The sequence below is a fragment of the Brevundimonas vesicularis genome (genome assembly GCF_900445985.1).
In the GTDB taxonomy this organism is placed as follows: domain Bacteria; phylum Pseudomonadota; class Alphaproteobacteria; order Caulobacterales; family Caulobacteraceae; genus Brevundimonas; species Brevundimonas vesicularis_D.
This window is the reverse complement of the sequence record NZ_UAQP01000014.1, coordinates 1,042,648-1,067,297: the sequence shown is the minus strand read 5'-3', so window position 1 is coordinate 1,067,297 and position 24,650 is coordinate 1,042,648. Positions and strand designations below refer to the sequence as shown.

The window sequence follows — 24,650 nt, the reverse complement described above, 5'->3', positions numbered from 1 at the left end:
GCTCCGACCCCCTAGTTCTTGGGCATCGATTTCTCGACGCCGATTTCTCGACGCCTGGAAATCGCTGTTTAGCTGTTGGCCTTGGTGAGTTCGGTTTCAACCTTCTTGAAAGTTGCCTCAAGCTGGCCGCTCATGGTGCCGAGCACAGTAATCAGGGCGACGGCGACCAGGGCGGCGATCAGGCCGTATTCGATGGCGGTGGCGCCCGATTCGTCTTTGGCGAAGCGCGAGATGAACTTGGTCATGGGTAGGTCCTTTTTCAAATGGTCTAGCGAGCAACTTGGCGGGGGGAGCCGGTAGCCCGCTTGACCCCCAAACGCAGGATCAAACTGCCAGACCCCCGTTAAATCAGAGCTACGAGGTTTGGTTACGGCCCGATTTACCAAAGAAAATTTCCATTCCGGCGCTTCAGTCTTTGTTGAGGATCACGGCGCCATCATGCGCGCGTCCGCGTTTGCACGCGCCACTCTCAAGAGCCGCCGATGTCTCGCATCCCGTCCTTCCTGATCGCCGCCGCCCTGATCGTAGCCCCCGTCGTCGCCAGCGCTCAGGACGGCGCGCTGAATGTCGAGATCGACCGCTCGGCGCGCGTTCAACTTCGGGGGGCCGCCGCTTCCATCATCGTCGGTAATCCTCAGATCGCCGACGTCTCGCTGGTTGACGCCAACACCATGTTCATCGTCGGCAAGGGCTATGGCGTGACCGAAGTGGTCGCGGTTGACGGCGTGGGCCGCACCCTGTTTCAGCGCGAAGTGGTGGTGACCGGCGGCTCGACCGGCTCGGTTCGGGTCTGGCGCGGCGCCCAGGCCACCGAAATGGCTTGCGGTGTCTCCTGCACCCCCAGCGTCCGATCCTCGTCCTCATCGGCGGCCGCCGCGCCCACCGCGCCCTGATCACGGGTGATGGCTTTCTGGAGATCGTCGAAGTCACGGACCGCGCGCTCCAAGCGAAGGCGCGAAGGCGCGGCGGCCGTGGAGTTCGCCATGGTCGCCATCCCCTTCTTCCTGATGATCTTCTCGATCCTGGAACTGGGGGTCGTCTTCATCCTGGATTCCGTTCTGGAGACGGCGACCATGGAAAGCGGCCGCCTCATCCGCACGGGGCAGGCGGACGCAAGGCGTTTCGACAAGGCGGCGTTCAAGACGGAACTGTGCAATCGCATGATCCTGTTCAAGAACGACTGCACCAGCCGCGCGACCGTCGATGTGCGGGTGATCCCGGCGTTCTCGCGACCGGACACGACCGACCCAGTCGCAAACGGCGCGATCGACGACACCAAGACCATCTATGACGGCGGCAAGCCCGGAAACATCATCCTTGTGCGCGTCTGGTACGTGCACCCCCTGGCGACGCCCTTCGTCAGCCAGGCCGTGTCGCGCGTCGGCGTCGGAAAGGTGCTGCTGACCACGGCGACGGCCTTCCAGAACGAGCCGTGGAATGCGTCCTAAGCCCCTGGAACGTTACGTCTGGAAGCGGCTGGCGCGCGATACGCGTGGTGTCGCCGCCATCGAATTCGCCTTTCTGGCGCCGGTCCTGATCGTGATGTATTTCGCCATGGTCGAATACTGTCAGGCCTATATGGCCTTGAAGCGCACCGATCACGTCGCAGCCATGGTCGCTGACCTGACCTCTCAGAACGACAAGTTCGTCAAGAGCCAGATCGAGGACGTTTTCGCGATCGGCGACGTCATCATGGCCCCCTTCGCCACCACCACCCTGACGCAGAGGGTCAGCAGCGTCAGCCGCGTCAACGCCACCACCTACCGGGTGGACTGGAGCATCGGGAAAGGCATCGCAAGCAAGCTCACGGTGGCGGAAGCCAAGGTGCCCGACGACATGTTGGCCCAAGGGGAGTCGGTCATCATCGCCGAGGCCAACTACGACTTCGACTCGCCCTTCGATCAGATCGCGCCCGCCGCCACGCGGTTCAAGCGCATGGCTTATCTGCGTCCTCGCACGACAGATTTGATCGTCTGTTCCGACTGCTAGGCTGACAACCCAACCAGCGCCTGTCGCAGCGCCGAGATCTTCGCGTCCGTTTCAGCCTCCTCGGCGGCCGGATCGCTGTCCGCGACGATGCCGGCGCCGGCCAAGGTGCGATAACGCCAGACGTCGTGTGTCAGCTCGAAACCGGCCGTGCGGATAAGGACGGATGCCGTCATCGCGCCGTCGTCGCCGATGAGGAACAACGACCCGCACCAGGGACCGCGCGGCGCTTCGTGCGCCGCGATCACCTTCATCGCCTGATGCTTCGGCGCGCCGGTGATCGATCCCGGCGGAAAGGTCGCCTCCAGCAGCTCGGCCGGGCCGACGCCGGGCCGCGCCGTCGAGGTGACGGTGGAAACCAGGTGATGCACCGTGGGATGGCGTTCGACTTCAAAAAGCGCCTCGACCTTGACTGATCCGGGCTGCGACACGCGGGCCAGGTCGTTGCGCATCAGGTCCACGATCATCAGGTTCTCGGCGCGATCCTTGGCGCTGCCGCTCAGTTCGTCCGCCATGGCCGCATCCTCTCGCGGCTCGTCCGCACGAGGCCGCGTCCCCTTGATCGGCCGGGCCTCGATGCAGCGGTCCGTCTGATCGAAGGCGAGAAACAGTTCGGGGGAGTTCGACACCAGCGCCCGATCACCGATCCGCCAATAGGCCCCGAACGGCGATGCCCGCTCCTTTTGCAGCCGCAGAAAGACCTCAAACGGATCGCGGCCGAGCCTCAGCGCGCCGGACCAGGCCCGGGCGATATTGGCCTGGAACAACTCCCCCGCCGCGATGCGCTCCACCACATCCGCGACGGCGTCGCGATAGGCGCTCGCCGGCTCCTCGGCCTCGAACCGCTCGGCCGGCGCGGAGGGGGTCACGACCGGCGCGGCCGTGCCCAGCCAGGTCAGAGCCCGCTCGGCAGCCGCCGTCGCCTTCTCCGCCGTCGCGCCTCTTCCCGTGGCGCACACTGAGCGCCGTTGATGATCGAAGCTCAGCATGGCGGGATAGCGGGCCAGCATCAGATCGGGCCAGACCGTCTCGCGCCGTCCGGTGGCCGGCCGGGCGCCTGCGTCATAGGCGGCCAGACCGACAACACCGGCGGCAAACAGCGGATCCCGCAGCGCCTGGAACGGCGCGGCGTCATCCACCGGTCCGACCCGGACCACGTCCGGCGCCTGGGCGACGTGAGACCAGCGACCGCCCGGCCCGCCGTCCGACAGCAGGGCTAACGCGCCGTCGCCGCCGCCGAGACCCGCCGCCACCTCGACCGGATCGACCCAAGGCGCCTCGCGCGTGACGGTGTGGCTGAATACCTCGCTCACGCGGTCAGCCGCTCCACGATCCGATCACGCCGCGCCGCATCCACGCCCAGCGCCTCCTTCAGATAGGCGTCCACCGATCCGTGCCGCGCCTCGACCTCGGCGAAGGCGGCTTCCAGATAGGCGGCCTCGACCCCCAGGAAGGCGACGATCGCGTCGTCCGACGCGACCCGGCCCGTCATCCTGTGCAGCTGTCTGGCGATACCGGGCGCCCGACCCGCCAGGTCGACGGCGGTGTTGGTCAGCAGATAGTCCTCGACCATATCGTCGCGCGACACACCCAGCAGATGGTGAGTCAGGGCGGCGAGAAAGCCCGTCCGGTCCTTGCCGGCCGCGCAATGGATCACCACCGCCCGATTTCGAGAAGTTTCGGCCTGATCCGCCAGGGCCTGGAAATAGCGGCCGAACACGTCCTGATGCGAGGCGTCGAACGGCAGGCTGCGATAGGTCTGGGTCATGAAGCGCCGCCCGGAGTCCGGCGTCAGGTCGGCGGTCTTCAGAAAGGTGATGTGCGGCGCCTCCGCCCCGTCGTCCACGCCGCCTTCGATGATCTGCCCGCTGAAGCCTTCAGGCCGGCGCGACGGCTGGTCGCGGCGCTCGCTGGGTCGGCGCAGATCGACCACGGCCCCGATGTCCAGCGCCTTCAGCCGCTCCAGGTCCGCCTCGCTGGCGCGAGCGTGGTGGGCCGAACGCAACAGACGGCCGGGCTTTACGCGCCGCCCGGCCGCTGTGGCGTAGTCGCCGTAGTCGCGAAAGTTGTCGATGGCCTCGAAGGCGTGAAGGCGGTCGGTCATGACCGCGTTTCTAGCCTATGTTCACCGCTCTGGCAGCAGGCCCGCCATCGCATCCAGATAGGCGACAAAGGCGTCGCGTCCCTGATCGGTCAGACTGGCCTCCGTCAGCGGCTTGCGACCGTTGAAACGCTTGGAGACGGCGACAAACCCCGCCTCTTCCAGCTTGCGCAGATGGACCGACAGATTGCCGTCCGTGGTCTGCAACCGGGTCTTCAGGGTGGTGAAGTCGGCCGATCCGGCCCCGGACAGAAAGGCCATGATCCCCAGCCGGATGCGCCCGTGAATGACGTCGTCGATCCGGCTGATGTCGAAGTCGTCGGCCATGCTCAGACCACCTCCGACGGTTCCTGACGCATCAGGACGACGCCCGGGACCAGCGCCACGGCCATCAGGATCACGGCGAAGACAGGATAGATCGTGGCGCTGCCCATGAACCAGGCGACGGCGACCGCGCCGACGTAGGCGGCCAAGGCGGTGTAGGACATCCAGCGCGTCCGCGTCATCGCCGCGCCGATCATCCAGGCCGAGCCATAAGCGACCAGGACCACGGTCGGCATGAGCGCCATCCAGGACCATTGTCCGGTCTTCAGGGACAGGGCCACCAGCGCCAACCAGGTCGCGAAGATGCCGTAACCCACGCCCTCCCACGCCGCGCTGACCGCCTTGTTGCCGGCCGAGTTGACGCCGGGCTTGGACTTGATGCGGCCGATCAGGAAAGTCAGAGCGACGGCGAACACCACCGCGGCGACGATCCAAACCCACAGTTGGGACCAGGGATTGAGCCGCACGAGCCCGGACTGGATGGCCCATTGGATCAGACTGGTGGTTCCGAACACGATGCCGGCCGTCACCAGGATCGGGCCGGCCAGCAGCGGCGCATGGCGGCCCTCGTGGGCCAGGCTGCGCATATAGGCGATGTCGTCCTGAATGGCTTGGGTTTCGCGGGTCATGATGCTCTCCTCCTCGAACCGATGAGACAGCATCACTCACAAACTTTGTGATGTAAAGTTCTTTTTTGACGCACGATCAGGTACAAAAAGGGGGCGGAACCTGAGCCCCGCCCCTCTCTCGATATTATGGCCGCAAGCCTAAAGTCTCGGCGAACCCCGTCCACGCAGTCCGCCGGCCACCAAGGCGATGACGAACAGGATGATCGCGACGACGGCGACAAACTTGGCGATCTCGAACGAGAAGTTCGCAATACCGCCGAAGCCCAGCACGGCCGCGACGAGGGCGACGACGAGGAAGATAATTGCCCAGCGCATCATGGGTTTAGCTCTCCTGAGTTGATGTTGCCGTCGGCGACCCGAGAGCCGTTCGTCGGTGTGCTTCATCAACGTCAAGCTGAGCGGACCGTTCCCCGTCTATCGACGACGACGACGCGAATAGCCGCCGTGATCCATCTTGCGATCCGCGACCATGCTGGCGACGATCGCCGCCAGAGCCGGGTTGCGCAGAAGCAGGAAGGCGGCGCCCAGACCGCCCACGGCGCCGACGATCGGACGCTCGCGAACGATGTGAATCACCTTGCCCAGCAGGCCCTCAGGCTCATCTTCCTCTTCGGCGTCGTCGTTCTTGTCGCCCTTCAGGAAGACCAACGTCACGATCAGGGCGACCAGGGCGAACAGACCAAAGGTCACGGCGGCGGCGCCGAGCGGCGTCAGCGTCAGGCTGAGCGCGTAGAAAATGGCCACGCCCAGGAAGACGACGGCCAGGAACGCACTGGCGGCGACGACAGCCGTCGCCACCAGTTTTTTGACGATGCCCTTGAACATCAGCGACGGCGGCCGGCCAGCAGCATGCCGAGGATGACGCCGACGCCGAGCGCCACGGCGGTCGATTGCAGCGGACGCTCCTGCACGCGCTCGACGACATAGCGTTGCGCCTCATCGAAGCGTTCGGCCGCGTCGTCATAATATTCGCGACCCTTCACGCGGGCCTCGTCGTAATAGCTGCGGGCCTGCTCGCGGACTTCGTCGCTCTTGGCGCGCAGCTTGGCCTCGGCCTCGGCGGCCTTTTCGCGCAGGCGTTGGGTCTCTTCGCGGGCGCCGGTCTTCAGATCCTCCTTGAGGGTCTTCAGGTCGGCCTTGATGTCTTCTCGAGCCTTGGTGGTGGCCATGGTGCGCGCTCCGTTGAAAGCTTGGCGGTAGAATAGAGAACCCCGTGTTGCAACGCCACATGCGCAACGAGGTTCCTTTAGGTGGGTCGGGCGCGCGCCTCTCGCCACGGGCTTTTCGCCGCACTAGAACTGTCGCCATGACCCAATGGCTGTTCGCGCCCCGCCCCGCCCCGTCCTTGCCCATCGTCGGATCGGACCAGCGGTTCCCTGTTCGCCGCATCCTGTGCGTGGGCCAGAACTACGCCGCCCATGCGCGCGAAATGGGGTCGGACCCCGACAAGCAGACGCCCTTCTTCTTCACCAAGCCGGGCGACGCCATCGTCTCGGACGGCGCAAACCCATCCTATCCGTCGGCGACCGCGAACCTGCACTACGAGGCCGAACTGGTCGCCGCGATCGGTCCGGGGGAGGACGGCGGGGTCTGTATTGTTGGCTGGGCCGTTGGCTGCGACCTGACCCGTCGTGATCTTCAGGCCGAGGCCAAGAAGGCCGGCCGGCCCTGGGACGCCGCCAAGGGGTTCGATCAGTCCGCGCCCTGCGGCCCCATCACCTTGGGCGACCTGCCGTCGCCCGACGGCGCCATCCGTCTGAGCGTCAATGGCGAAACCAAACAGGACAGCGTGCTCAACGACATGATCCTGAACCCCGACCGGATCGTCGCGGCCGCCGCCGCCCTGTGGTCGTTGCAACCCGGCGACCTGATCTTCACCGGCACCCCGTCCGGCGTCGGTCCGGTCAAGCCTGGCGACCGCGTCGTTGTCACCATCGACGGTCTGGAGACGCTTAGCTTCGAAGTGCAGTCATGATCCTGCACGGCTACTGGCGCTCGGGCGCCAGCTACCGCGTCCGCATCGCCCTAAACCTAAAGGGGCTGGCCTACGACAACGCCGCGCACGACCTGCGCAAGGGCGAACAGAAGACGCCCGACTATGTGGCGCTGAACCCGCAGGGCATGGTCCCCGCCCTCCAGGACGGCGACCTGGTTCTGACCCAGAGCCCGGCCATTCTGGAATGGCTGGAGGAAACCCGCCCCGACCCGGCCCTGCTGCCAAAGGAGGCAAACGACCGGGCGACCGTGCGCGCCATGGCTGCGCTGATCGGCTGCGACATTCACCCGCTGAACAATCTGCGCGTGTTGAAAGCCATCCGGTCTGAATTCAACGCCGATCAGGCCGCCGTGGACGCTTGGGCGGCCCGGTGGATTGCGCCGGGCTTCGACGCGCTGGAGGCGCTGGTCACCCGACACGGCGCCGGCTGGAGCTTCGGCGACGCCCCGACCTTGGCCGATTGTTATTTGATTCCACAGATGTATTCGGCGCGGCGCTTCAACATGGACCTGTCGCCTTGGCCGCGTCTGCTGGCGGTCGAACAGACCGCCCTGGCCCACCCCGCCTTCGCCTCGGCCCACCCGGACTTGCAGCCTGACGCTGACGCCTGATTTTCGCCTCAGTGCGCATATCAGCGGTGGATAAGTAGGGTTCGCTTAAGATCTCGCTCAGCGTCCCTTAAGCATTGGCGATCATAGTTTCGGGCGTGTCGTATTCCCCCGCCACACCTTCGGCGTCGTCGCCCATCCATCGCCTGGCCCTCGCCGTGGTGACAGAGCCCGAGCGCGCGCCCGGCGCCTTCATGAGCGCGCCCTCCGGCGCCCGCGAAGAAGCCATGCGTTTTCTGCTGCAAACCGGAGCCGACGCCGGGGTCAAGCTGATCGCCACCCGGCCCGAGGGCGACGGCGAACGCCTGCTGGGTCAGGCCTGGCCCTTCCCCTCGCCTTTCCAGGTTACGGTCCGCACCGTGCCGGTCAGCGAAGGTCTGGACCGGGTCGAGGCCCGCGCTCGCCGCTCGCTGGAGCGGATGGGCCTACCGCGCGGCGACGTGCTACTGATTTCCAACGCCGCCGATCTGGCCGGCGCCGAGGGCCGCGCCCTGTGGGATCGCGCCCGCAGCCTGAAGGATCGCGGCCTGTTCCGCCGCATCGGTTTCTGCGCCACGATCGAGGACGGTCCCGCGCTTCTTGCCCGCCGTCTGGAAGCTGATGTGGTCCAGGTGCCGTGCAGCCTCTTGGACCAGCGCGCGGCCCAGGACGGGACGCTGGAGGCCATCGCGGACGCGGGGGCCTGCGTTCATCTGTCGGCCGTTTTCGCAGACGGCCTGCTGTTCGCAGGCGGCGATGACCTGCCGCCCGAAATGGCCAGCCACGCCCAGGCCCTGTCGCGCACCCGCCGGCGCCTGGCTGAACAGCGCTGCGACCCTATGCAGGCCGCCCTGGCCTACGCGCTGTCGCTGCCGGGCGTGGACAAGGTGGTGGCCAGCGTCGCCTCCGCCGCCGAACTGCGCGCCATCGTCGCCGCCGCCCACGCCCCCTGCCCCAACCTGGACTGGTCGGCGCTTGCGCTTGCGGCGCCGGCGGCCTTCACCGCCGACGCCCGCGCCCGGATCAGTAGCGCAGCCTGATCCCGACATAGCCGGACAGACCGGCTTCGCCATAGCCCAGCAGACGCTGATAGTGTTCGTCGAACAGATTCTCGACGCGCGCCGTCAGGGTGACATTATCCGTCAGCGCATAGGCGCCGTTCAGGTTGGTGATAACGAAGCCGTCTCGCATGCCGCCCGAATCGGGCATCTCGCCTTCCGCCCGCACCGTCACCGCGCCGGAGAGGCGTCGCCCGGTCCAGCCCAGGGTCGCCGACCCGGAGTGTTCCGCCACGCGCAGGATGGGAGCCTTGGTCACCGCGTTTTCGGCATCGGTCCAGGCATAGGCGGCCGTCAGATCAAAGCCGCGTCCCAGATCGAGCCGGCCTTCCAGTTCCACCCCGTCGGTGCGCGTGCGGATCAGGTTGACGTAATAATACTCGAAGCTGGCCGGATTGTAGTAGCCGTCGATCTGGTTCTCGACCTCAAGACGGTAAACCGTCAGGCGACCATCGAAACGGCCGTCGTTCGAACGCCAGCCCAGAGCCAGTTCACCGCTCTCTGCCTTTTCGGGGACCAGTTCGGCCACATTGGTGCTCGGCAGAACGAAGCAGAAGTCGCAAACCGTCTGGGCGACGGAGGGCGCCTTGAAGCCCGTGCCGTATGCGCCGCTGAAGGTCAGGCCGGCGCCCAGATCATAGGCCGCCGAAATGCGGCCCGTGGTCTTGCCGCCGTATTTGTCGGTTTCGTCATGGCGCAGCCCGGCCGTGACGCTCAGACGATCCGTGGCGTTGAAACGCGCCACGCCGAACACCGAGTCCACGTCCAACTCAGCCTTGACCCTACCGTCCAGGTCGGCCTGAGTTTCCTCATGCTCCGCGCCGAAGCTGTAGGCCAGACGGGCGCTCTGATCACGGCTGTCCGCCTGCCAGCGGTACAGGCGATGTTCGCCGCTATAGACCGAGGGGAAGGCGCTCTTGCTCACGCGGTCGATATCGGAGGCGGCGACCGTGAACTTGTGATCCAGGCCCAGGACATCGGCGACGCGCAGGCGCACCAGACCCGATTGATTGACCGTGGCGGCCGTGTCCAGCGCATCGACCGGGCCGAAGCCGTCGACATCGGCGTCCGTGTCGGAATGACGATAGCTGGCGTCGACGCCAAAGCGGTCGTTCAACTCATAACGGGCGCGGGCGTTGACGGTGGTGTTGTCGAAGCCGTCCTTCTCGGTGTTGCCATTGATCTTGTCGGCGGCCGAGAAGCCGTCGCTGTGGAACTTGAAGACCGAGACGCCGTAGGCGAACTTGTCGGTGGCGACACCCAGGCCCAGACGGCCGCGCGCCGTGCCGTAAGAACCGGCCTCGGCATTGGCCGAAACGCCGTTCAACTCACGGGTGGTGAAGGAAATGACGCCGCCGATGGCGGACGAGCCCCAAAGCGACGACTGCGGGCCGCTCAGCACCTCGATGCGCGAAACATCGCCCAGGTCGAAGCCGGAGAAGTCGAAGCCGCCCGCAGGCTGCGACGGATCGTTGACCGGCACGCCGTCCACCAGCACCAGGGTCTTGTCCTGGCTGGCACCGCGCATCCGCACCGAGGAGACGCCGCCGAAGCTGGCGCGATAGACCGACAGGCCAGGCACGTCCGACAGGATGTCGGTGGCGAACACGGCGCCGCGCTGCTCGATGGTCTTGCCGTCGATGACGCGGGCCCCGGGCGTGTCTGCGACGATGGCCGGGATGCGGGTGGCGGTGACGATCACCTCGTCCAGCTGGGTCGTGTCGTCGGCCAGGGCAGGTGCGGCGATGGCGACGACCGAGAGAGCGGCCGTCGAGAGAAGAATGGAACGCTTCATTGAGCGATATCCCCGTGTTCGGTCCCGCGAATGCGCGCGAGAGACCGTCATGAGCGAACCGACCCGCCAGACCGCTTTAGGGTCTGGACGGCGCAAGGTCGGGTCGCTTCCACGGAGAAACCGCGCTGCTGTCTGATCCCGGACAGGAGCGAGCGACGTCGGCGGCCAGGTCTCCTGGCTTGCGGGTCGTAAACCGCCGTCCTCGCCTTCCCAGTTTCCCAGTGGCGCCGGGATCGAAACCCCGGACGGACGACGCTCTCGCCGCCTACAGTTGCGGGCACAGCCACGGCGTCAAACCGTGTTCCCTTAACCGCCTGACGCGGCCTATCGCAGGGCCGACAAGCCTGTGCAAGAGCCGGTTAACGGCCTTGAGCCGCCGGGCGCGATCCGTCACCCTGCAGCCACATGAACGCCCCCGTCTCCCATCCCCCTGAAATCGCCGCTTCGCTGGAGGGCGCGACGCCGTTCATGGCGCAATATCTGACGGCCAAGGCGGGCCAGCCGGACGCCATCCTGTTCTTCCGCATGGGCGACTTCTACGAGCTGTTCTTCAAGGATGCCGAGGTCGCGGCGGCGGCGCTCGGCATCACCCTGACCAAGCGCGGCAAGCATCAGGGCGAGGACATCCCTATGGCCGGCGTCCCGGTCCATGCGATGGAGGGCTACCTCGCCCGCCTGATCCGCATCGGCCACAAGGTCGCCATCTGCGAACAGCTGGAAGACCCCGCCGAAGCCAAGAAGCGCGGCGGCAAGGCCGTGGTGCATCGCGGCGTGGTCCGGGTCGTCACCCCCGGCACCCTGACCGAAGACAGCCTGCTGGACGCGCGCGGCGCCAACCGTCTGGCGGCGGTCGCGGTGCGTAAAGGTCGGGCGGCCGTCGCCGTGGTCGAACTGTCGTCCGGCGCGGTCGACAGCGTCGCCTGCGCCATCGCGGATCTGGGCGCGGCCCTGGCCGCCTTCCGCCCGTCCGAAGTCCTGGTCACCGACCGGATGTATTCGGACGAGACCACCCGCGACGCCCTGGACGGCTCGGGCGGCGTGGTCCAGGCGCTGGCCGGCGCCATCGCCGAACCCCAGGCCGCGCGCGCCCGCGTCGAACGGCTGTACGGCGTCTCGGCGCTCGACGGTTTCGGCGCCTTCGAGGAGGCCGAGGTCTCGGCGCTGGGTCTGATCGCCGCCTATCTGGAGACGACCCAGGCCGGCAAAGTCCCCGCCCTGGCCCCGCCGCGCCGTCTGGGCGAAAGCGGCTTTCTGGCCATCGACCCGGCGACCCGCGCCAGCCTTGAGATCGATCGCACCCAGCGGGGCGAGCGCGAGGGCAGCCTGCTCGCCTGCATCGACCGCACCGTCACCTCGGGCGGCGCCCGGGCCCTGGCCGAACGGATCGCCCGGCCCCTGCGCGATCCCCTGGCCATCAACGAACAGCTCGACGCCGTCGAATGGCTCTTGGAGCGCCGCGACCTGCGCCGCGACCTGCGCGACGCGCTGAAGGCCTCGTCGGACATCGCCCGCGCCGTCGGACGATTGGCGCTGGGTCGCGGCGGCCCGCGCGATCTGGCCGCCGTACGCACCGGCCTGTCGATCGCCGAGGGCGTCGCCGGTCTGTTCGTCGGACAGGTCGATCCCCTGACCGGTCAGCCGCGCCGCATCGCCTCAGCGCTGGACCGCCTGACCCTGTCGCCCGACGTCTCGCGGCTGAAGGCCGACCTGATCGACGGCCTGGTGGACGAGCCGTCCCATCTGGCGCGCGACGGCGGCTATGTGCGCCCCGATTATCGCCCCGAACTGGACGCCGCCCGCACCCTGCGCGACGACAGCCGCCGCGTCGTCGCCGATCTGGAGGCCCGCGCCGTCGCCGAGTCCGGCGTGCCGTTCAAGATCAAGCACAACGCCGTCCTGGGCTATTTCCTCGAAACCAGCGCCAAGGCGGCCGAATCCTTGCTCCGCGCCGGTCCCGACAGCCCCTTCATCCACCGCCAGACCCTGGCCAATCAGGTCCGCTTCACCACCGTCGAACTGTCGGAGTTAGACGCCAAGATCAGCCAGGCCGGCCACCGGGCGCTCGCCATCGAAGGCGAGACCTTCGAGGGCTGGCGACGCGAGGCCGCCCGCCTGGCCCAGCCCCTGCAAGCCGTCGCCGAGGCGCTCGCCGAACTGGACGCCCACGCCGCCCTGTCCGAATGGGCCCAGGAAGTCGGCGCGACCCGCCCCATCGTGGACGACACGTTGACCTTCTGCGTCGAGGCCGGCCGCCACCCAGTGGTCGAGGCGGCGGTCAAGGCGGGCGGCGATCCCTACACCCCCAACAACGCCCGGCTGGACGGGTCGGGCCAGGACGGATCGCGCCTCGCCATCGTCACCGGCCCCAACATGGCCGGTAAATCGACCTTCCTGCGCCAGAACGCCCTTCTGGTCATCCTGGCCCAGGCCGGCGCCTTCGTGCCCGCGCGGTCGATGCGGCTGGGCGTGGTGGACCGGCTGTTCAGCCGTGTCGGCGCCGGCGACGACCTGGCCCGCGGCCGCTCCACCTTCATGATGGAGATGGTCGAGACCGCCGCCATCCTGACCCAGGCCACGCCGCACAGCTTCGTCGTTCTGGACGAGATCGGGCGCGGCACCGCCACCTACGACGGTCTGGCCATCGCCTGGGCAACGGCCGAAGCCCTGCACGAGACCAACCGGGCCCGCACCCTGTTCGCCACCCACTATCACGAGCTGGCCCAGCTGGAGACGCGGCTGGACCACGTCTGCAACCTGTCCATGGTCGCGCGCGAGTGGAATGGCGAACTGGTCTTCCTGCACGAAGCGGCGCCCGGCGCGGCCGATCGCTCCTACGGCGTCCAGGTCGCGAAACTGGCCGGCGTCCCCGCCTCCGTCGTCGCCCGCGCCCGCTCGGTGCTGGACCGGCTGGAAGGCGAAAAGGCCGCCGCCGCCCGCCTGGACGACCTGCCCCTGTTCGCCGTCGCCGAGCCGGAACCGATACGCGGCCCCTCCCCCGTGGAACTGGCGCTTCGCGACGTCGACCCCGACGACCTGACCCCGCGCGAGGCGCTGGAGGCACTCTATCGGCTGAAGGGTCTGACCTGAAGATCCTCCCCCGAGCAGCGCAGCGAAACGGGGGAGGGGGACCATGCGCAGCATGGTGGAGGGGGCGGACGCCGCACCAATCGCTTAGGTGTCGACGGCAAACCTGGCATCGACGGCGGAGACGTGTTCGCCCCCTCCACCGCTTCGCGGTCCCCCTCCCCCGCCAAGTCGGGGGAGGATCATCAAACTCAGGCCTGCATCATCCAGCCTTCGACATCCATGGCCGCCTGGCGGACGGCTTCCGAACGGGTCGGGTGGGCGTGGCAGGTGCGGGCGATGTCTTCCGACGCGCCGCCGAAGCTCATGGTGATGGCGGCTTCGTGGATCATCTCGCCGGCCTGCGGGCCCATGATGTGGACGCCCAGCACCTTGTCGGTCGCGGCGTCGGCAAGAACCTTCACGAAGCCGTCGGTCTCGTGATTGATCTTGGCGCGGCTGTTGGCGGTGAAGGGGAATTTGCCCTTCTTGTACTGAACGCCGGCCGCCTTCAGCTGGTCCTCGGTCTGACCGACCCAGGCCACTTCGGGGAAGGTGTAGACGACGCTGGGCACCAGGGCATAGTCGACGTGGCCGTATTTGCCGGCGATGGTGTCGATCACGGCGACCGCGTCTTCTTCCGCCTTGTGGGCCAGCATCGGACCGTGGGTCACGTCGCCGATCACCCAGACGCCGTCCGCGACCTTGAAGTGGTCATGGTCGATGAAGCCACGCTTGTCCGGCGTCACGCCGACGCTCTCCAGGCCCAGACCGTCCGTGTACGGACGACGGCCGATGGCGACCAGCACCACGTCGCCCTTGATCGTCTCGGCGGCGCCGCCGGCCGACGGCTCGACAGTCAGTTCCACCCCGTCCTTGCCCGACTTGGCGGCCGTGACCTTGGCGCCCAGTTTGAAGCTCATGCCCTGTTTCGTCAGGGTGCGCTGGAAGGCGGTGGCGACCTCGGTGTCCATGCCGGGCGTGATCCGGTCCAGGAACTCGACCACCGTGACCTCGGCGCCCAGACGGCGCCAGACCGAGCCCAGCTCCAGGCCGATGATGCCGGCGCCGACGACGATCAACTTCTTGGGCACGGCCGGCAGCGACAGGGCGCCGGTGGAATCGATGACCTTGCCGTCCTCGAAGGCGACGCCGGGCAGAGGGGTCGGCTCCGAGCCGGTGGCGATGACGATGTTCTTGGCGTCCAGCGTCTGGACCGAGCCGTCGGCGGCGGTGACTTCCACCTTGCCCTTGCCGACGATCTTGCCCTTGCCCTTGATCCAGTCGGCCTTGTTCTTCTTGAACAGGAACTCGATCCCCTTGGTCAGGGCCGTGACGCTGTCGTCCTTGGCCTTGTGCATCTGGTCCAGGTGCAGCTTGGGCTGGACCTCGATGCCGATCTTGGCGAACTCGGTGTTGGCGGCGTTCCACAGTTCCGACGCATGCAGCAGGGCCTTGGACGGCATGCAGCCGACGTTCAGGCAGGTGCCGCCCAGCGTCGAACGCATCTCAACGCAGGCGACCTTCAGGCCGAGCTGGCCCGCCCGGATCGCGGCGTTATAGCCGCCAGGGCCTCCGCCGATGATGACGACGTCGTAGGCGGCGGTGGCTTCGGCCATGGTATCCTCTGGTCTTCTGGCGCGCGGGGAAAGGCGCGCGGACACTAGCGCCGACCCCGCACGGGTCAACCGCTGGACCCCATATGGGGCCGCGTTTCGACCAATTGCAGAGGGTCAGACGACGAAAAAAGGGCCGAGCGTCGCCGCCCGGCCCCTTCGATCACGTTCGGTCGGCGCGCTCAGAGCTTGAAGCGCACGCCCACGAAGACGTTGTAGCCGAACTTCTCGTACTCGTAGGTCCGCTCCTTGACGCCGTAGTAGCGCACGCCCGCGCTGTCCGTCAGGTTCTTGGCCTCGCCGAACACTTCCACCCCATTGCCGAAGTCATAGCTGGCGGTGAAGTCCAGTTGTTCGCGGCCCTCGACATAGAGGTCCAGATCGGCGTCGTCGGCGTTGATCTCTTCCAGATAGTCCCCACGCTTGGTGTAGGACAGGCGCGCGCTGAACCCGGCCATTTCGTAGAAGAGGGCGGCGTTGTAGTTCGTGTCCGACTGGCCCGGCAGGGAGAAGGTGTCGCGACCGCCATAGGACTGGGCCGTTTTGATCTCGGCGTCGGTCCAGGTGTAGTTGGCGAAGACGCCGAAGCCAGACAGCAATCCGGGCAGGAAATCAAACTTCCGCTGCAGGTTCAGCTCCAGGCCCGCCAGATGGCCTTCGGGCGCATTGATCGGGGTTTCGAAGTCGGCGTCGTACACCGTGCCGTCGATGGTCACCGGCTCGCTGTATTTAAGGGTGTAGCGATAGTCGGCCAGGTCCTTGTAGAAGGCGTTCGCCGACACCACGCCCAGCGAGGCGAAGTAATATTCCAGGCCCAGGTCGATATTGTTCGACAGGGCCGGCTGCAGATCCGGGTTGCCGATCTCGTAGGAGATGTCGGACCCATCGGTTTCCTCGATGCGACGCGGCACGATCTCGCTGAACTCCGGACGCGAGATCGAGCGCGTCAGGGCGAAGCGGCCGATCAGATTGTCCGAAAAGGCGTGGCGCACCGTCAGGTTCGGGAAGAACTCGGTGTCGTCCCGGCTGACCTTGGCCATCTGGAACGGAGCGCTGCCGTCGTTGTCGATCAGGGCCGCCGCTTCACCGTCGAACTTGGTGTTCTCAACGCGAAGGCCAACGATGACATTCGTCGCGCCGATGTCGAAGCGCGCCTGGGCATAGCTCGCCAGAATGTCTTCCTGGGCGCTGTAATCGGCCGCGATCGAATCCGGCAACCGGATGGGCGAGGCGGCGCGCACACGCGCGAAATAGTCGTCGGCCTTTCCAGCGTCGAACTTGAAGCCGAGGTCGTAGTCATAGTTGCGCGACGGACGGTCGCTCAGCATCGAAGCCAGCGTGCCGGGGCTCGCGGCGGCGGCGCGGTTGCGATAGCGCTGCTCGTCGGCGTTGATCTCGCGGGTGTTGAACTTGGCGCCGAACTTCCAGGTCACTTCACGGCCGCCGAACTGGCTGGGCAGCTCGAAGTTGGTCTTGAAAGCGACGTCTTCCTGCTTGGTCGTATTCTCGCGGAAGGTGTTCTCGCGGAAGCTGAACCGCGACGGGTCGCGGTAGAAGCCCGCCGGATCGCTGAACACCGAATAGGTCGGCATATAGTGGTCGCCGGTGTTGTAGCTCAGCGTCGTGCCGCTGGAGCGGTACAGCAGCTCGTTGCGGTTCGGATAGGATTGCTCGCTGTCGGCCCATGACAGGCTGGCGTCCCAAACCGCGCCATTCGCAAACGTCTTCTCTCCGCCCGCGACCAGAGTGGTGATGTCGTTCTTCTGCGTGCGGTGACGCAGTTGGCGGGTGATGCGCGCGCCGGTGTAGGTCGCCGTCGTGTTCGTCGCCCCCGGCTGCAGCGTGCCGTCCGAATAGATCAGCCCCAGGGTGTTTCGGTATTCGTCGTCCTCGAACTGGGCGAACGACCCCCGCAGATAGGCTCGGACGTCATCGGAAGGCCGCCATTCCAGAGCGCCGGTCACGGCCTGACGGGTGCGCTTGGTCTCGTAATCCTTGAACAGGGTTTCTTCCAGCACGAAGACATCGGCGCCGTTCTGCTCTTCCTTCACCCAGGCGTTCTCGACGTTGTCGGGCCGGCGGTTGGTTTCGGAATAGCTGACGGACAGCAGGGCGCCGAAGGTCTCGTTTGCGAAGACGTTGGACGCGGTGGCGCCGGCGCGAACATCCTCGCCGCCATAGTCGTTATAGCTCCCGCCGGCATAGCCGCTGATGGCCAGGCGACGACGGTCGAACGGCGAACGGGTCTTGATGTTGACGGCGCCGGCGATGGAATCGGCTTCCTGGCTGGGCAGCAGCGTCTTGGAGACTTCGATGTTCGCGACGATGTCGCTGGGCAGAGTGTCCAGATCGACGGCGCGGGTGCCGGGATCGACGGCGGGAACCTGCACCCCGTCCACCGACACGGCGGTGAAGGCGGCCGGCGCGCCGCGCACATTGATGTAACGCCCTTCGCCCTGGTCGCGCTGGATGGCGATGCCCTGAACCCGTTGCAGCGATTCCGCAACGTTCGGGTCGGGGTAGCGGCCGATGGCGTCGGCCGACAGGACGTTGACGGTGCCGTCGGCGTTCTTCTGCTGGTTCAGCGAACGGGCCACGCCGTCGGTGATGACGCCGGTCACGATCACGTCGGCCACGTCCGTGGCGGATTGCGCGCCCAGGACGATGGCGACATTGGCGTCTTCACCCGGCGTGGTCACGACCGTCTGGCTGGTCGAGGGCAGGCCCAGATAGTTGACCTCCAGCACCATGGAGCCGCTGGCGGTCGGCAGGGTGAACTCGCCTTGGGTGTTGGTCACGGCCCGCTGGCTTGTGCCGCGCACAAGAACCTCGGCGCCCGGCAGGGGCGCGCCGGCGGCGTTAGTCACCCGGCCGTAGATCACGTCGCCGGCGACCGCAGCTGACGCCGAGGCCATGGCGTCGACATCGGCACGGGCGGGCATGGCCAGCGGCGCCAGGATCATCGGCGCGATCGCGGCGCCCATCAGCAGGTTCAGTTTCATGTCAGGTCCCCTTCGGCGAGCGACGTTTCGCTTCAGCCGATGGAGGGGCCGCTTAACCTTGGGCGGCGACGCGACAGCGACGATTCCACGACGCCCAGTTCGCGGTTTTCCGACGGAACGGCGACGCTTGATCCCTTGCCGGACCATCAGTCATCGAACCGACGCCGAACTGTCACGCCCGCGCCGTTGACGCGCAGACGGCTTGCCGACAGGGACGCGTCCAGATCGCCCGGAGACCGACATGCGCCCTTCCCTCGCCCGCTCGCTGACCGCCTGCGCCGCCCTGGCCCTGCTCGCCGCCTGCGCCACGCACGAGGTCGATTATCAGGGCGAGGGCGCGGGCCTCGTCGGTCCGGGCGCCCCGGTTACGGCCGTGCTGGAAACCCCGTCGGTCGGCACGGCGGGTCAGGACGCCGCCGACGATCCCGCCGTCTGGGCCTCAGCGAACCCGGTCACGATCATGGGGCGCCAGACGCCCGGCTTCGTCGCCGGCACGGACAAGAAGTCCGGCCTCTACATCTACGGCCTCGACGGCAAAATCCTTCAGTTCCTGCCAGAGGGCCTGCTGAACAACGTCGATGTGGTCGAGGGCCTGTCGGTCGGCGGCCGTCCGCAGGTGGTGCTGGGCGCCAGCGACCGCACGCCGGGCAAGACCGGCATCGCCCTCTACACCTTCGACCCGGCCGGGACCGGCCAGAACGGCGTGCGCTATTGGGGCGCGGTCGCCACCGACGTGGTCGAACCCTACGGCTTCTGCTTTGCGCGGCGCGGAGCCGAGGTTCACGCCATCCTGGTCGGGCACGAGGGCGAGCTTCGCCAGTTCGTCCTGGGCGTGGACGCCGCCGGCCAGCCCACGGCGCGCCTGGTCCGCACCGCCGAGATCGGAACCATCTCCGAAGGCTGCGCCGCCGACGAAGCCACCGACGCCCTCTATATCAACGAGGAGAACGTCGGCCTGTGGCGCTATGGCCTGAACCCGGCTTCGGGCGCGGCCCGCACCCTGATCCAGCCCATCGCCAAGGACATCCTGGTCGCCGACGCCGAAGGCCTGACCACCATCACCGACGCCTCGGGCCGCTACCTGATCGCCTCCAGCCAGGGCGATTCCACCTTCCCCGTCTGGCGCATCGACGGCCCGGCGCCCGAATACAAGGGCCGGTTCAAGATCGTGGACGGCTCGGTTGACGGCGTCACCGGCACCGACGGCCTGGCGGCCGCCAGCGGTCAAGTCGGCCCCTTCCCCGACGGCCTCGTCGTCATCCAGGACGACGTCAACGACATCGGCACGCAGAACTTCAAATACGTCGACTGGCGCGACATCCGCAGGGCGTTGGGGCTCTAGCTTCCTCGTCATCCTCGGGAGGTGCTGCTAAGGCCATCATTGTCTCGAAACGGCGATCCAAACGTCCAATATCGATGTCGTGCCTGAGACCGCTGCTTCGTGCCAAATATCCTAAGTGTGCTTTAGCTATCCAACTTACGCTCGATCAACTTGCGCACGCTAGTCTCGACCAACTCAGCCGACGGCTCATAGCCCTCAAATACAGAAAACAGAGGGGCAACTGCGGCTCTCACATAGGGGGCCAGCGACCCAGCAGGTGTTTCAAGCGGAACGACGACATATGCTTCGGCCGATGAACTGCGCGAGACGCTTCCGCTCCGGCCACCTGATCGAAATGCGTTTACCCATGGTCGCAATGCCCGATGTTCAAGGCCCGTCCATCGAAACGCAAATCCTGCGTCACTCTGCTCTGACCAACCCAGGCTTCGGCCAAGAATCGTGCCTACCGCCAAGACTTCTGCGACGCGATAGATCATCAGGATGACATCGAGCGCTGTACCGGGCGCTACTTTATCGGTGAGGTCGTCCTGCATCACGCGGTGTAGGGCGAAATCACCGCGCGGATCCAAACGGAGAAATTCGACATGCTCTGACCAGCCACCGTCGAGATCGAAGATTATAGCCTCCCACATGCCTTCAGACACGTAAGGGCGATCCTCTCTGTCCGTGAAACCGCGACTGTCGAGCCAAACCGGCCATCCGGTGTAGTTTGGATTGCTAGACGAGACCTTGTTCAGAAATTCCTGTGTTGGCAAAGCTTCGGGTCGTGCCGGATCGAAAGCCAAGCCAACATGCATAGTCAACGCATTCGCAATTCGCTTGCGTTGCTCTGGCGTGGCGCGCTGTTCTATAGCCCTACTGGCAGCGTCTGAACCGGAATCCAGCGTCGCGAACGCGCGCTTGCGCAGCTTGCTCTCCTCACTTTCGATCCCTAGCGCTGATGACAACGCAGCCGCCGATCCAACACCAGCCAGATGTCGCCGCAAAAACCGGCCTATGTCGGCCTCACGATTATTGAAGCAAACATTGAGCAAGTCGGGGTAGTCAGGGGGCAAAATGCGCGCACTGCTTGCGGTGCCATTCGAGTTGAATGTGCGAAAATAGAGATCACCTTCGGACAGCAGTTTCTTGCCACCTGGTCCGATCAAATCTCGCTTCACGACCGCCGGAACTTGCACGCCTTCCGGAATTGAAATCACTGGGTGTGTCTGACCGTCCCGATCTGCGAAGGCGATCTCGATCTCAAACGACGGGCTAACGTAGCGTGACACTAAACCTTGCAAGACATCAATATGATACACGACATCGACCGGTTGATCGAACGTGTAAGGGTCCGGCTCTCTCGTCTTATCGTCAAAACCAACTACCAAGAAGCCGCCATTGCGATTTCTCACCGCGAAGATAGCTTTCACAAGCTTCGCGATTCCGTCGTCGGCACGCGGATCAAGCCAAGTCTTTAGCTCGACCTGAAGAGCCTCGACGGGTTGATCGACAAGAGTTCTAATTTGATCAGAATGAACAGCCATCGCACACATTTAACGTGCATTGGCAACTAGCGCGAGTGGCTTACGGTGACCTCGGTCTACTGATCCTCGTCGAACTTCCGCGCGACCAGGTCGGTCAAAGCTTCCATGGCCTCTTCGGCGTCCGGGCCTTCGGCGGAGACGTCGATGCTGCAGCCGATGCCGGCGCCCAGCATCAGCAGGCCCATGATCGAGCGGGCGTCCACCGTCACGCCGTCGCGGGTGACGTGGATCTCGCTTTCGAAGCTGGAGGCCAGTTTGACGAACTTGGCCGAGGCGCGGGCGTGCAGGCCGCGCGTATTGCAGATATTCAAGGTCGCGGTGACGGTCATTTTTCGCCTGCGAGCACCCAGGACGCGACGGAGATGTATTTGCGGCCGGCGTCCTGCGCATGGGCCACGCAGGATTCCAGCGTCTCGCGCCCGCGCACGCTGGCCAGTTTGATCAGCATGGGCAGGTTCAGCCCGGCGATGACCTCGGCGCGCGTCTGTTCCATCACCGAAATCGCCAGGTTCGACGGCGTGCCGCCGAACATGTCGGTCAGCAGGATGACCCCTTCGCCGTCGTCCACGGCAGCGGCCGCGTCCACGATGTCGCGACGCCGACGCTCCATGTCGTCGTCGGGGCCGATGCAGATGGCCGCGACGCCGCGCTGCGGGCCGACCACATGCTCCATGGCGGAGAGAAACTCGGACGCCAACCCGCCGTGGGTGACGATCACCAGACCGATCATGAGGACTTCACTCGCATCCCGCCCCGAACCGTCCCAGGCATTCCCCCGCCCGGCAAGGGAGGCCGGACGCCGCCCTCTATGGACCGCAAGGGGCGTGTCATAGACCCGTCTTTCGGGGTTTCAAAGCGTCTCCAACGCCGCTGCGACCACATCGACGGCCGAAGCCGGTCGAGGATCCAGCGCCAGAAGGGGCAGATCGACCCCCGCGAAAGCCCGTGTCTGCGGCTCCGGAAGCCGTTCGACTCCTTCCGCGATACAGGCCACGGCCAGCGCCACGCGACAGACCGGGCGTGTTCTAGCGGCCACGATTCCGAGGCCTCGCACCTCGATCCGACCCGCGATGGAGGCCGGCGCCGACGCATGAACGGCCCCGTCCGAGGCCCAGACCTGGGTGTAGTCGTCGCTGACCAGCCGCCAGCCGCGCGCGATCAGCCGCAGCGCCAGATCGCTCTTGCCCGCGCCCGATGGTCCCAGGATCATCACCCCCTGCCAGGCCCCGCGCCGGCGCACGGCGACGGTGGTGGCGTGGACCGGCTGGCCCGGGGTCACGACCAGCGGCCAACCGCCGGGAAGACGATCTCGAACCGCGCGCCGCCTTCGGCCTTGTTTTCGGCGTGGACGCGACCGCCATGCGCCTCGACGATCTGACGCACGATGGACAGGCCCAGGCCCGAGTTGGAGCCGAACACCGCCCCCTTGGGCCGCGAGGTGTAGAACCGCTCGAACACCGTCTCCAGGTTCTCGGCCGGAATGCCCGGCCCCTGGTCCTCGACCCGGACCCGGATCGGCAGATCGTCCCCGATGTCCTCCAGCGTCACCTGCACCACGCCGCCTGGGGGGCTGAACGAGCGGGCGTTGTCGATCAGGTTGCGGAACACCTGCCCCAGCGGCCCGTCGCGCCCCATGACCCGCAGGGCCTGTTCGGGCGCCGTGAGCACGACCGGAATGTCGCCGGGCTTGGCCGTCGTCTCATAGACGCCGACGATATCGACCAGCAGCCGGTTCAGATCGACCGGCCGCGGCCGATCGCGCGACAGCTCCGCATCCAGCCGCGAGGCGTTGGAGATGTCTGTAATCAGCCGGTCCAGCCGACGCACGTCCTGCTGCAACAACGCCGTCAGCTTCTCGCGGTGCGCATCGGTCTTGACCAGCGGCAGGGTCTCCAGCGCAGACCGGATCGAGGTCAGAGGGTTCTTGATCTCGTGCGACACATCGGCCGCGAACCGCTCGATGGCGTCCATCCGCGTCGACAGGGTGTCGGTCATGGATTCCAGAGACCGCGCCAGATCGCCGATTTCGTCCTTGCGATCCTCGAGGTCCGGCAGGGAGATGGCCCGCGCGCGTTGCAGCTTGACCTGATCCGCCGCCGCCGAAAGCCGCATGATCGGCCGCGCCACGAACAGATGCAGCAGCAGCGATCCCAAGAGATTGACCCCCAGCGCCACCAGGGCGAACGGGAACAGCGCCTGCCGCTGAGCGCCCAGGATTTCGTCCACGTCCCCGGACTCGACGGTCAGCACGCCCAGCACCTGGCGCACATGGCGCACCGGGATGGAGACGGAGACGACGCGGTCGCCGGATTCGTTGCGACGCAGGGTCGATTGGGGCGAGCCGTCCAGCGCCGCCGCCACCTCCGCCGCCAGTTCGCTGTCGGCGCGCGCGACCCGGCGTTCGGACAGCAGATTAGCGTTGGCGGCGTCCTCGGTCGCCGTTCCAGCCGGCTGCGCATCGGGCAGGGGCCGCCCGCCGATGGCCTCCGTCACCTGATAACTGTCGACCAGCAACAGGCCGTTCACATCATACAGCCGCACCCGCTGGCCCGCCGGGATGAACCGGTCGGTCAGCCAGATCGACGCGCGGATGGGGTCCAGTTCAGGCGTCGGTTCGCCCCGTGTCACGCCTTCTTCGCGCAACACATTGGCCAGCAGCTCGGCCTGGACCGTCAGCGATTCCTGACGCGCCTCGATCAGGCCCGGACGCCATTCGTTGATCGCCAGCGCCCCGCCGAACAGGATCAGCAGGCTGAGCAGATTGAGCACCAGGATGAAGCCGCCCAGCCGCGACCCGCCGAAGCGGAACAACGGCCGGCGCTGGGGCTCCTCGTCGGGCTCGCGCCCGCCCGGTTCAGCTCTCGCGGTAGCGGTAGCCGACGCCATACAGGGTCTCGATCGCGTCGAACTCATTGTCCACGGCGCGGAACTTCTTGCGCATCCGCTTCACGTGGCTGTCGATGGTGCGGTCGTCGACATAGACCTGGTCGTCGTAGGCGGCGTCCATCAGGTTGTCGCGGCTCTTCACGAAGCCCGGACGCTGAGCCAGGGCCTGCAGCAGCAGGAACTCGGTCACCGTCAGCTTGACGGGCTTGCCGTCCCAGGTCGACTCGTGGCGCGCCGGGTCCATCGACAGCTTGCCGCGCTTGATCGCCCGGCCCGAGACCTCGGCGGCGGCTTCCGGCTCGGCGCCGTCGGCGCCCGTGCGGCGCAACAGCGCCTTGACCCGCTCGATCAGCAGACGCTGGCTGAAGGGTTTGTGGATATAGTCGTCCGCGCCCAGGTTGAAGCCCAGGATCTCGTCGATCTCCTCGTCCTTGGACGTCAGCATGATAACCGGGATTTGCGAGGTCTGGCGCAGGCGACGCAGCACCTCCATCCCGTCCATGCGCGGCATCTTCACGTCCAGGATCGCCAGATCGGGCGGCGAGGATTCCAGCGCGGCCAGACCCGAGGCCCCGTCGTGATAGGCGGTGATCTTGTGGCCATGGCTTTCCAGCGCCAGCGAAACGGACGCCACGATGTTCTCGTCGTCATCGACCAGAGTGATGTTGGCCAAGGGTGTCTTCTCCTGAACTTTACGTTCCCGCGAGCGAGAACGCACAGCAAGCGTAACCGTTCGATC

At 66.4% G+C, this 24,650-nt stretch carries 25 protein-coding genes and 1 riboswitch; of the genes, 8 read left to right on the top strand and 17 right to left on the bottom strand.

The window, feature by feature from the left end; translation table 11 throughout:
- Window positions 1–68: 68 nt before the first annotated feature.
- Window positions 69–245, bottom strand: coding sequence for a Flp family type IVb pilin (locus tag DT343_RS14285; protein ID WP_112863386.1), 177 nt, complete (start codon window positions 243–245; stop codon window positions 69–71).
- A gap of 237 nt (window positions 246–482) precedes the next feature.
- Here DT343_RS14285 and DT343_RS14280 point away from each other — a divergent pair, with 237 nt between their 5' ends.
- From DT343_RS14280 to DT343_RS14270, 3 genes are read left to right on the top strand one after another with little or no spacing between them, the layout of a single operon-like run.
- Window positions 483–893 carry a pilus assembly protein N-terminal domain-containing protein gene (locus tag DT343_RS14280; RefSeq protein WP_112863385.1) on the top strand — a complete coding sequence of 137 codons (411 nt, stop codon included), beginning with the start codon at window positions 483–485 and terminating at the stop codon, window positions 891–893.
- Window positions 894–902: 9 nt separating this feature from the next.
- A complete protein-coding gene (locus tag DT343_RS14275; RefSeq protein ID WP_017506152.1) occupies window positions 903–1,448 on the top strand; it encodes a TadE/TadG family type IV pilus assembly protein in 546 nt (181 codons plus the stop codon).
- On the top strand, window positions 1,438–1,989 hold the full coding sequence (locus tag DT343_RS14270; RefSeq protein ID WP_112863384.1) for a TadE/TadG family type IV pilus assembly protein: 552 nt from the start codon (window positions 1,438–1,440) through the stop codon (window positions 1,987–1,989). The genes DT343_RS14275 and DT343_RS14270 overlap by 11 nt, the downstream gene beginning before the upstream one ends.
- Here the strand turns inward: DT343_RS14270 and DT343_RS14265 are convergent.
- The 7 genes from DT343_RS14265 to DT343_RS14235 all read right to left on the bottom strand — a co-directional run bounded on the left by DT343_RS14265 (window position 1,986) and on the right by DT343_RS14235 (window position 6,209).
- Window positions 1,986–3,299, bottom strand: a complete 1,314-nt coding sequence (locus DT343_RS14265; protein WP_112863383.1) for an anthranilate synthase component I family protein — start codon at window positions 3,297–3,299, stop codon at window positions 1,986–1,988. The two genes, DT343_RS14270 and DT343_RS14265, sit on opposite strands and share 4 nt — an antisense overlap.
- Window positions 3,296–4,090 carry a tyrosine-protein phosphatase gene (locus tag DT343_RS14260; RefSeq protein WP_112863382.1) on the bottom strand — a complete coding sequence of 265 codons (795 nt, stop codon included), beginning with the start codon at window positions 4,088–4,090 and terminating at the stop codon, window positions 3,296–3,298. The genes DT343_RS14265 and DT343_RS14260 overlap by 4 nt, the downstream gene beginning before the upstream one ends.
- 21 nt (window positions 4,091–4,111) lie before the next feature.
- Window positions 4,112–4,414 carry a winged helix-turn-helix domain-containing protein gene (locus DT343_RS14255; RefSeq protein ID WP_017506148.1) on the bottom strand — a complete coding sequence of 101 codons (303 nt, stop codon included), beginning with the start codon at window positions 4,412–4,414 and terminating at the stop codon, window positions 4,112–4,114.
- Window positions 4,415–4,416: 2 nt separating this feature from the next.
- Entirely contained in the window at window positions 4,417–5,040 is a 624-nt protein-coding gene (locus DT343_RS14250; RefSeq protein ID WP_258522586.1) for a hypothetical protein, read from the bottom strand.
- A gap of 138 nt (window positions 5,041–5,178) precedes the next feature.
- Entirely contained in the window at window positions 5,179–5,424 is a 246-nt protein-coding gene (locus tag DT343_RS14245) for a DUF1328 domain-containing protein (RefSeq protein WP_434082627.1), read from the bottom strand.
- 30 nt (window positions 5,425–5,454) lie between these two features.
- Window positions 5,455–5,865, bottom strand: coding sequence for a hypothetical protein (locus DT343_RS14240; RefSeq protein WP_112863380.1), 411 nt, complete (start codon window positions 5,863–5,865; stop codon window positions 5,455–5,457).
- Window positions 5,865–6,209, bottom strand: a complete 345-nt coding sequence (locus DT343_RS14235) for a DUF883 family protein (protein WP_112863379.1) — start codon at window positions 6,207–6,209, stop codon at window positions 5,865–5,867. Before DT343_RS14235 ends, DT343_RS14240 begins: the two co-directional genes overlap by 1 nt.
- Before the next feature lie 137 nt (window positions 6,210–6,346).
- Here DT343_RS14235 and DT343_RS14230 point away from each other — a divergent pair, with 137 nt between their 5' ends.
- From DT343_RS14230 to DT343_RS14220, 3 genes are all read left to right on the top strand, one after another.
- The gene (locus DT343_RS14230) at window positions 6,347–7,015 is read left to right on the top strand and encodes a fumarylacetoacetate hydrolase family protein (RefSeq protein ID WP_112863378.1); all 669 of its coding nucleotides are present in this window, start codon (window positions 6,347–6,349) and stop codon (window positions 7,013–7,015) included.
- Window positions 7,012–7,647: a maleylacetoacetate isomerase gene (maiA, locus tag DT343_RS14225; RefSeq protein WP_112863377.1), complete on the top strand. Its 636-nt coding sequence runs from the start codon at window positions 7,012–7,014 to the stop codon at window positions 7,645–7,647. Before DT343_RS14230 ends, maiA begins: the two co-directional genes overlap by 4 nt.
- A gap of 95 nt (window positions 7,648–7,742) precedes the next feature.
- Window positions 7,743–8,663, top strand: a complete 921-nt coding sequence (locus DT343_RS14220) for an aldo/keto reductase (protein ID WP_220116724.1) — start codon at window positions 7,743–7,745, stop codon at window positions 8,661–8,663.
- On the opposite strand, the gene DT343_RS14215 is transcribed toward DT343_RS14220, so the two are convergent.
- Window positions 8,647–10,476, bottom strand: a complete 1,830-nt coding sequence (locus tag DT343_RS14215) for a TonB-dependent receptor plug domain-containing protein (RefSeq protein WP_112863376.1) — start codon at window positions 10,474–10,476, stop codon at window positions 8,647–8,649. The genes DT343_RS14220 and DT343_RS14215 overlap by 17 nt on opposite strands.
- Before the next feature lie 146 nt (window positions 10,477–10,622).
- Window positions 10,623–10,831, bottom strand: a riboswitch (cobalamin riboswitch).
- Window positions 10,832–10,881: 50 nt separating this feature from the next.
- Here DT343_RS14215 and mutS point away from each other — a divergent pair.
- Window positions 10,882–13,563 carry a DNA mismatch repair protein MutS gene (gene mutS / locus DT343_RS14210; RefSeq protein WP_112863375.1) on the top strand — a complete coding sequence of 894 codons (2,682 nt, stop codon included), beginning with the start codon at window positions 10,882–10,884 and terminating at the stop codon, window positions 13,561–13,563.
- Window positions 13,564–13,751: 188 nt separating this feature from the next.
- On the opposite strand, the gene lpdA is transcribed toward mutS, so the two are convergent.
- Both lpdA and DT343_RS14200 read right to left on the bottom strand, forming a co-directional pair.
- On the bottom strand, window positions 13,752–15,158 hold the full coding sequence (gene lpdA, locus DT343_RS14205) for a dihydrolipoyl dehydrogenase (RefSeq protein ID WP_112863374.1): 1,407 nt from the start codon (window positions 15,156–15,158) through the stop codon (window positions 13,752–13,754).
- 179 nt (window positions 15,159–15,337) lie between these two features.
- Window positions 15,338–18,157, bottom strand: coding sequence for a TonB-dependent receptor (locus DT343_RS14200; RefSeq protein ID WP_112863373.1), 2,820 nt, complete (start codon window positions 18,155–18,157; stop codon window positions 15,338–15,340).
- 241 nt (window positions 18,158–18,398) lie between these two features.
- Between DT343_RS14200 and DT343_RS14195 the strand changes: the two genes are divergently transcribed.
- On the top strand, window positions 18,399–19,499 hold the full coding sequence (locus tag DT343_RS14195; protein ID WP_112863372.1) for a phytase: 1,101 nt from the start codon (window positions 18,399–18,401) through the stop codon (window positions 19,497–19,499).
- 122 nt (window positions 19,500–19,621) lie between these two features.
- Here the strand turns inward: DT343_RS14195 and DT343_RS17275 are convergent, their stop codons facing one another.
- From DT343_RS17275 to DT343_RS14160, 6 genes are all read right to left on the bottom strand, one after another.
- The gene (locus tag DT343_RS17275) at window positions 19,622–21,025 is read right to left on the bottom strand and encodes an AlbA family DNA-binding domain-containing protein (RefSeq protein WP_146756765.1); all 1,404 of its coding nucleotides are present in this window, start codon (window positions 21,023–21,025) and stop codon (window positions 19,622–19,624) included.
- A 56-nt stretch (window positions 21,026–21,081) separates the two neighbouring features.
- Window positions 21,082–21,354 carry an HPr family phosphocarrier protein gene (locus DT343_RS14180; RefSeq protein ID WP_017506134.1) on the bottom strand — a complete coding sequence of 91 codons (273 nt, stop codon included), beginning with the start codon at window positions 21,352–21,354 and terminating at the stop codon, window positions 21,082–21,084.
- Window positions 21,351–21,755 carry a PTS sugar transporter subunit IIA gene (locus tag DT343_RS14175; protein ID WP_017506133.1) on the bottom strand — a complete coding sequence of 135 codons (405 nt, stop codon included), beginning with the start codon at window positions 21,753–21,755 and terminating at the stop codon, window positions 21,351–21,353. The genes DT343_RS14180 and DT343_RS14175 overlap by 4 nt, the downstream gene beginning before the upstream one ends.
- A gap of 120 nt (window positions 21,756–21,875) precedes the next feature.
- Window positions 21,876–22,304, bottom strand: coding sequence for an HPr kinase/phosphorylase (locus tag DT343_RS14170; protein WP_112863369.1), 429 nt, complete (start codon window positions 22,302–22,304; stop codon window positions 21,876–21,878).
- Complete coding sequence (locus DT343_RS14165; RefSeq protein ID WP_112863368.1) at window positions 22,301–23,911, bottom strand: ATP-binding protein; 1,611 nt, start codon at window positions 23,909–23,911, stop codon at window positions 22,301–22,303. Before DT343_RS14165 ends, DT343_RS14170 begins: the two co-directional genes overlap by 4 nt.
- Complete coding sequence (locus DT343_RS14160; RefSeq protein WP_112863367.1) at window positions 23,880–24,584, bottom strand: response regulator transcription factor; 705 nt, start codon at window positions 24,582–24,584, stop codon at window positions 23,880–23,882. The genes DT343_RS14165 and DT343_RS14160 overlap by 32 nt, the downstream gene beginning before the upstream one ends.
- Window positions 24,585–24,650 lie beyond the last annotated feature (66 nt).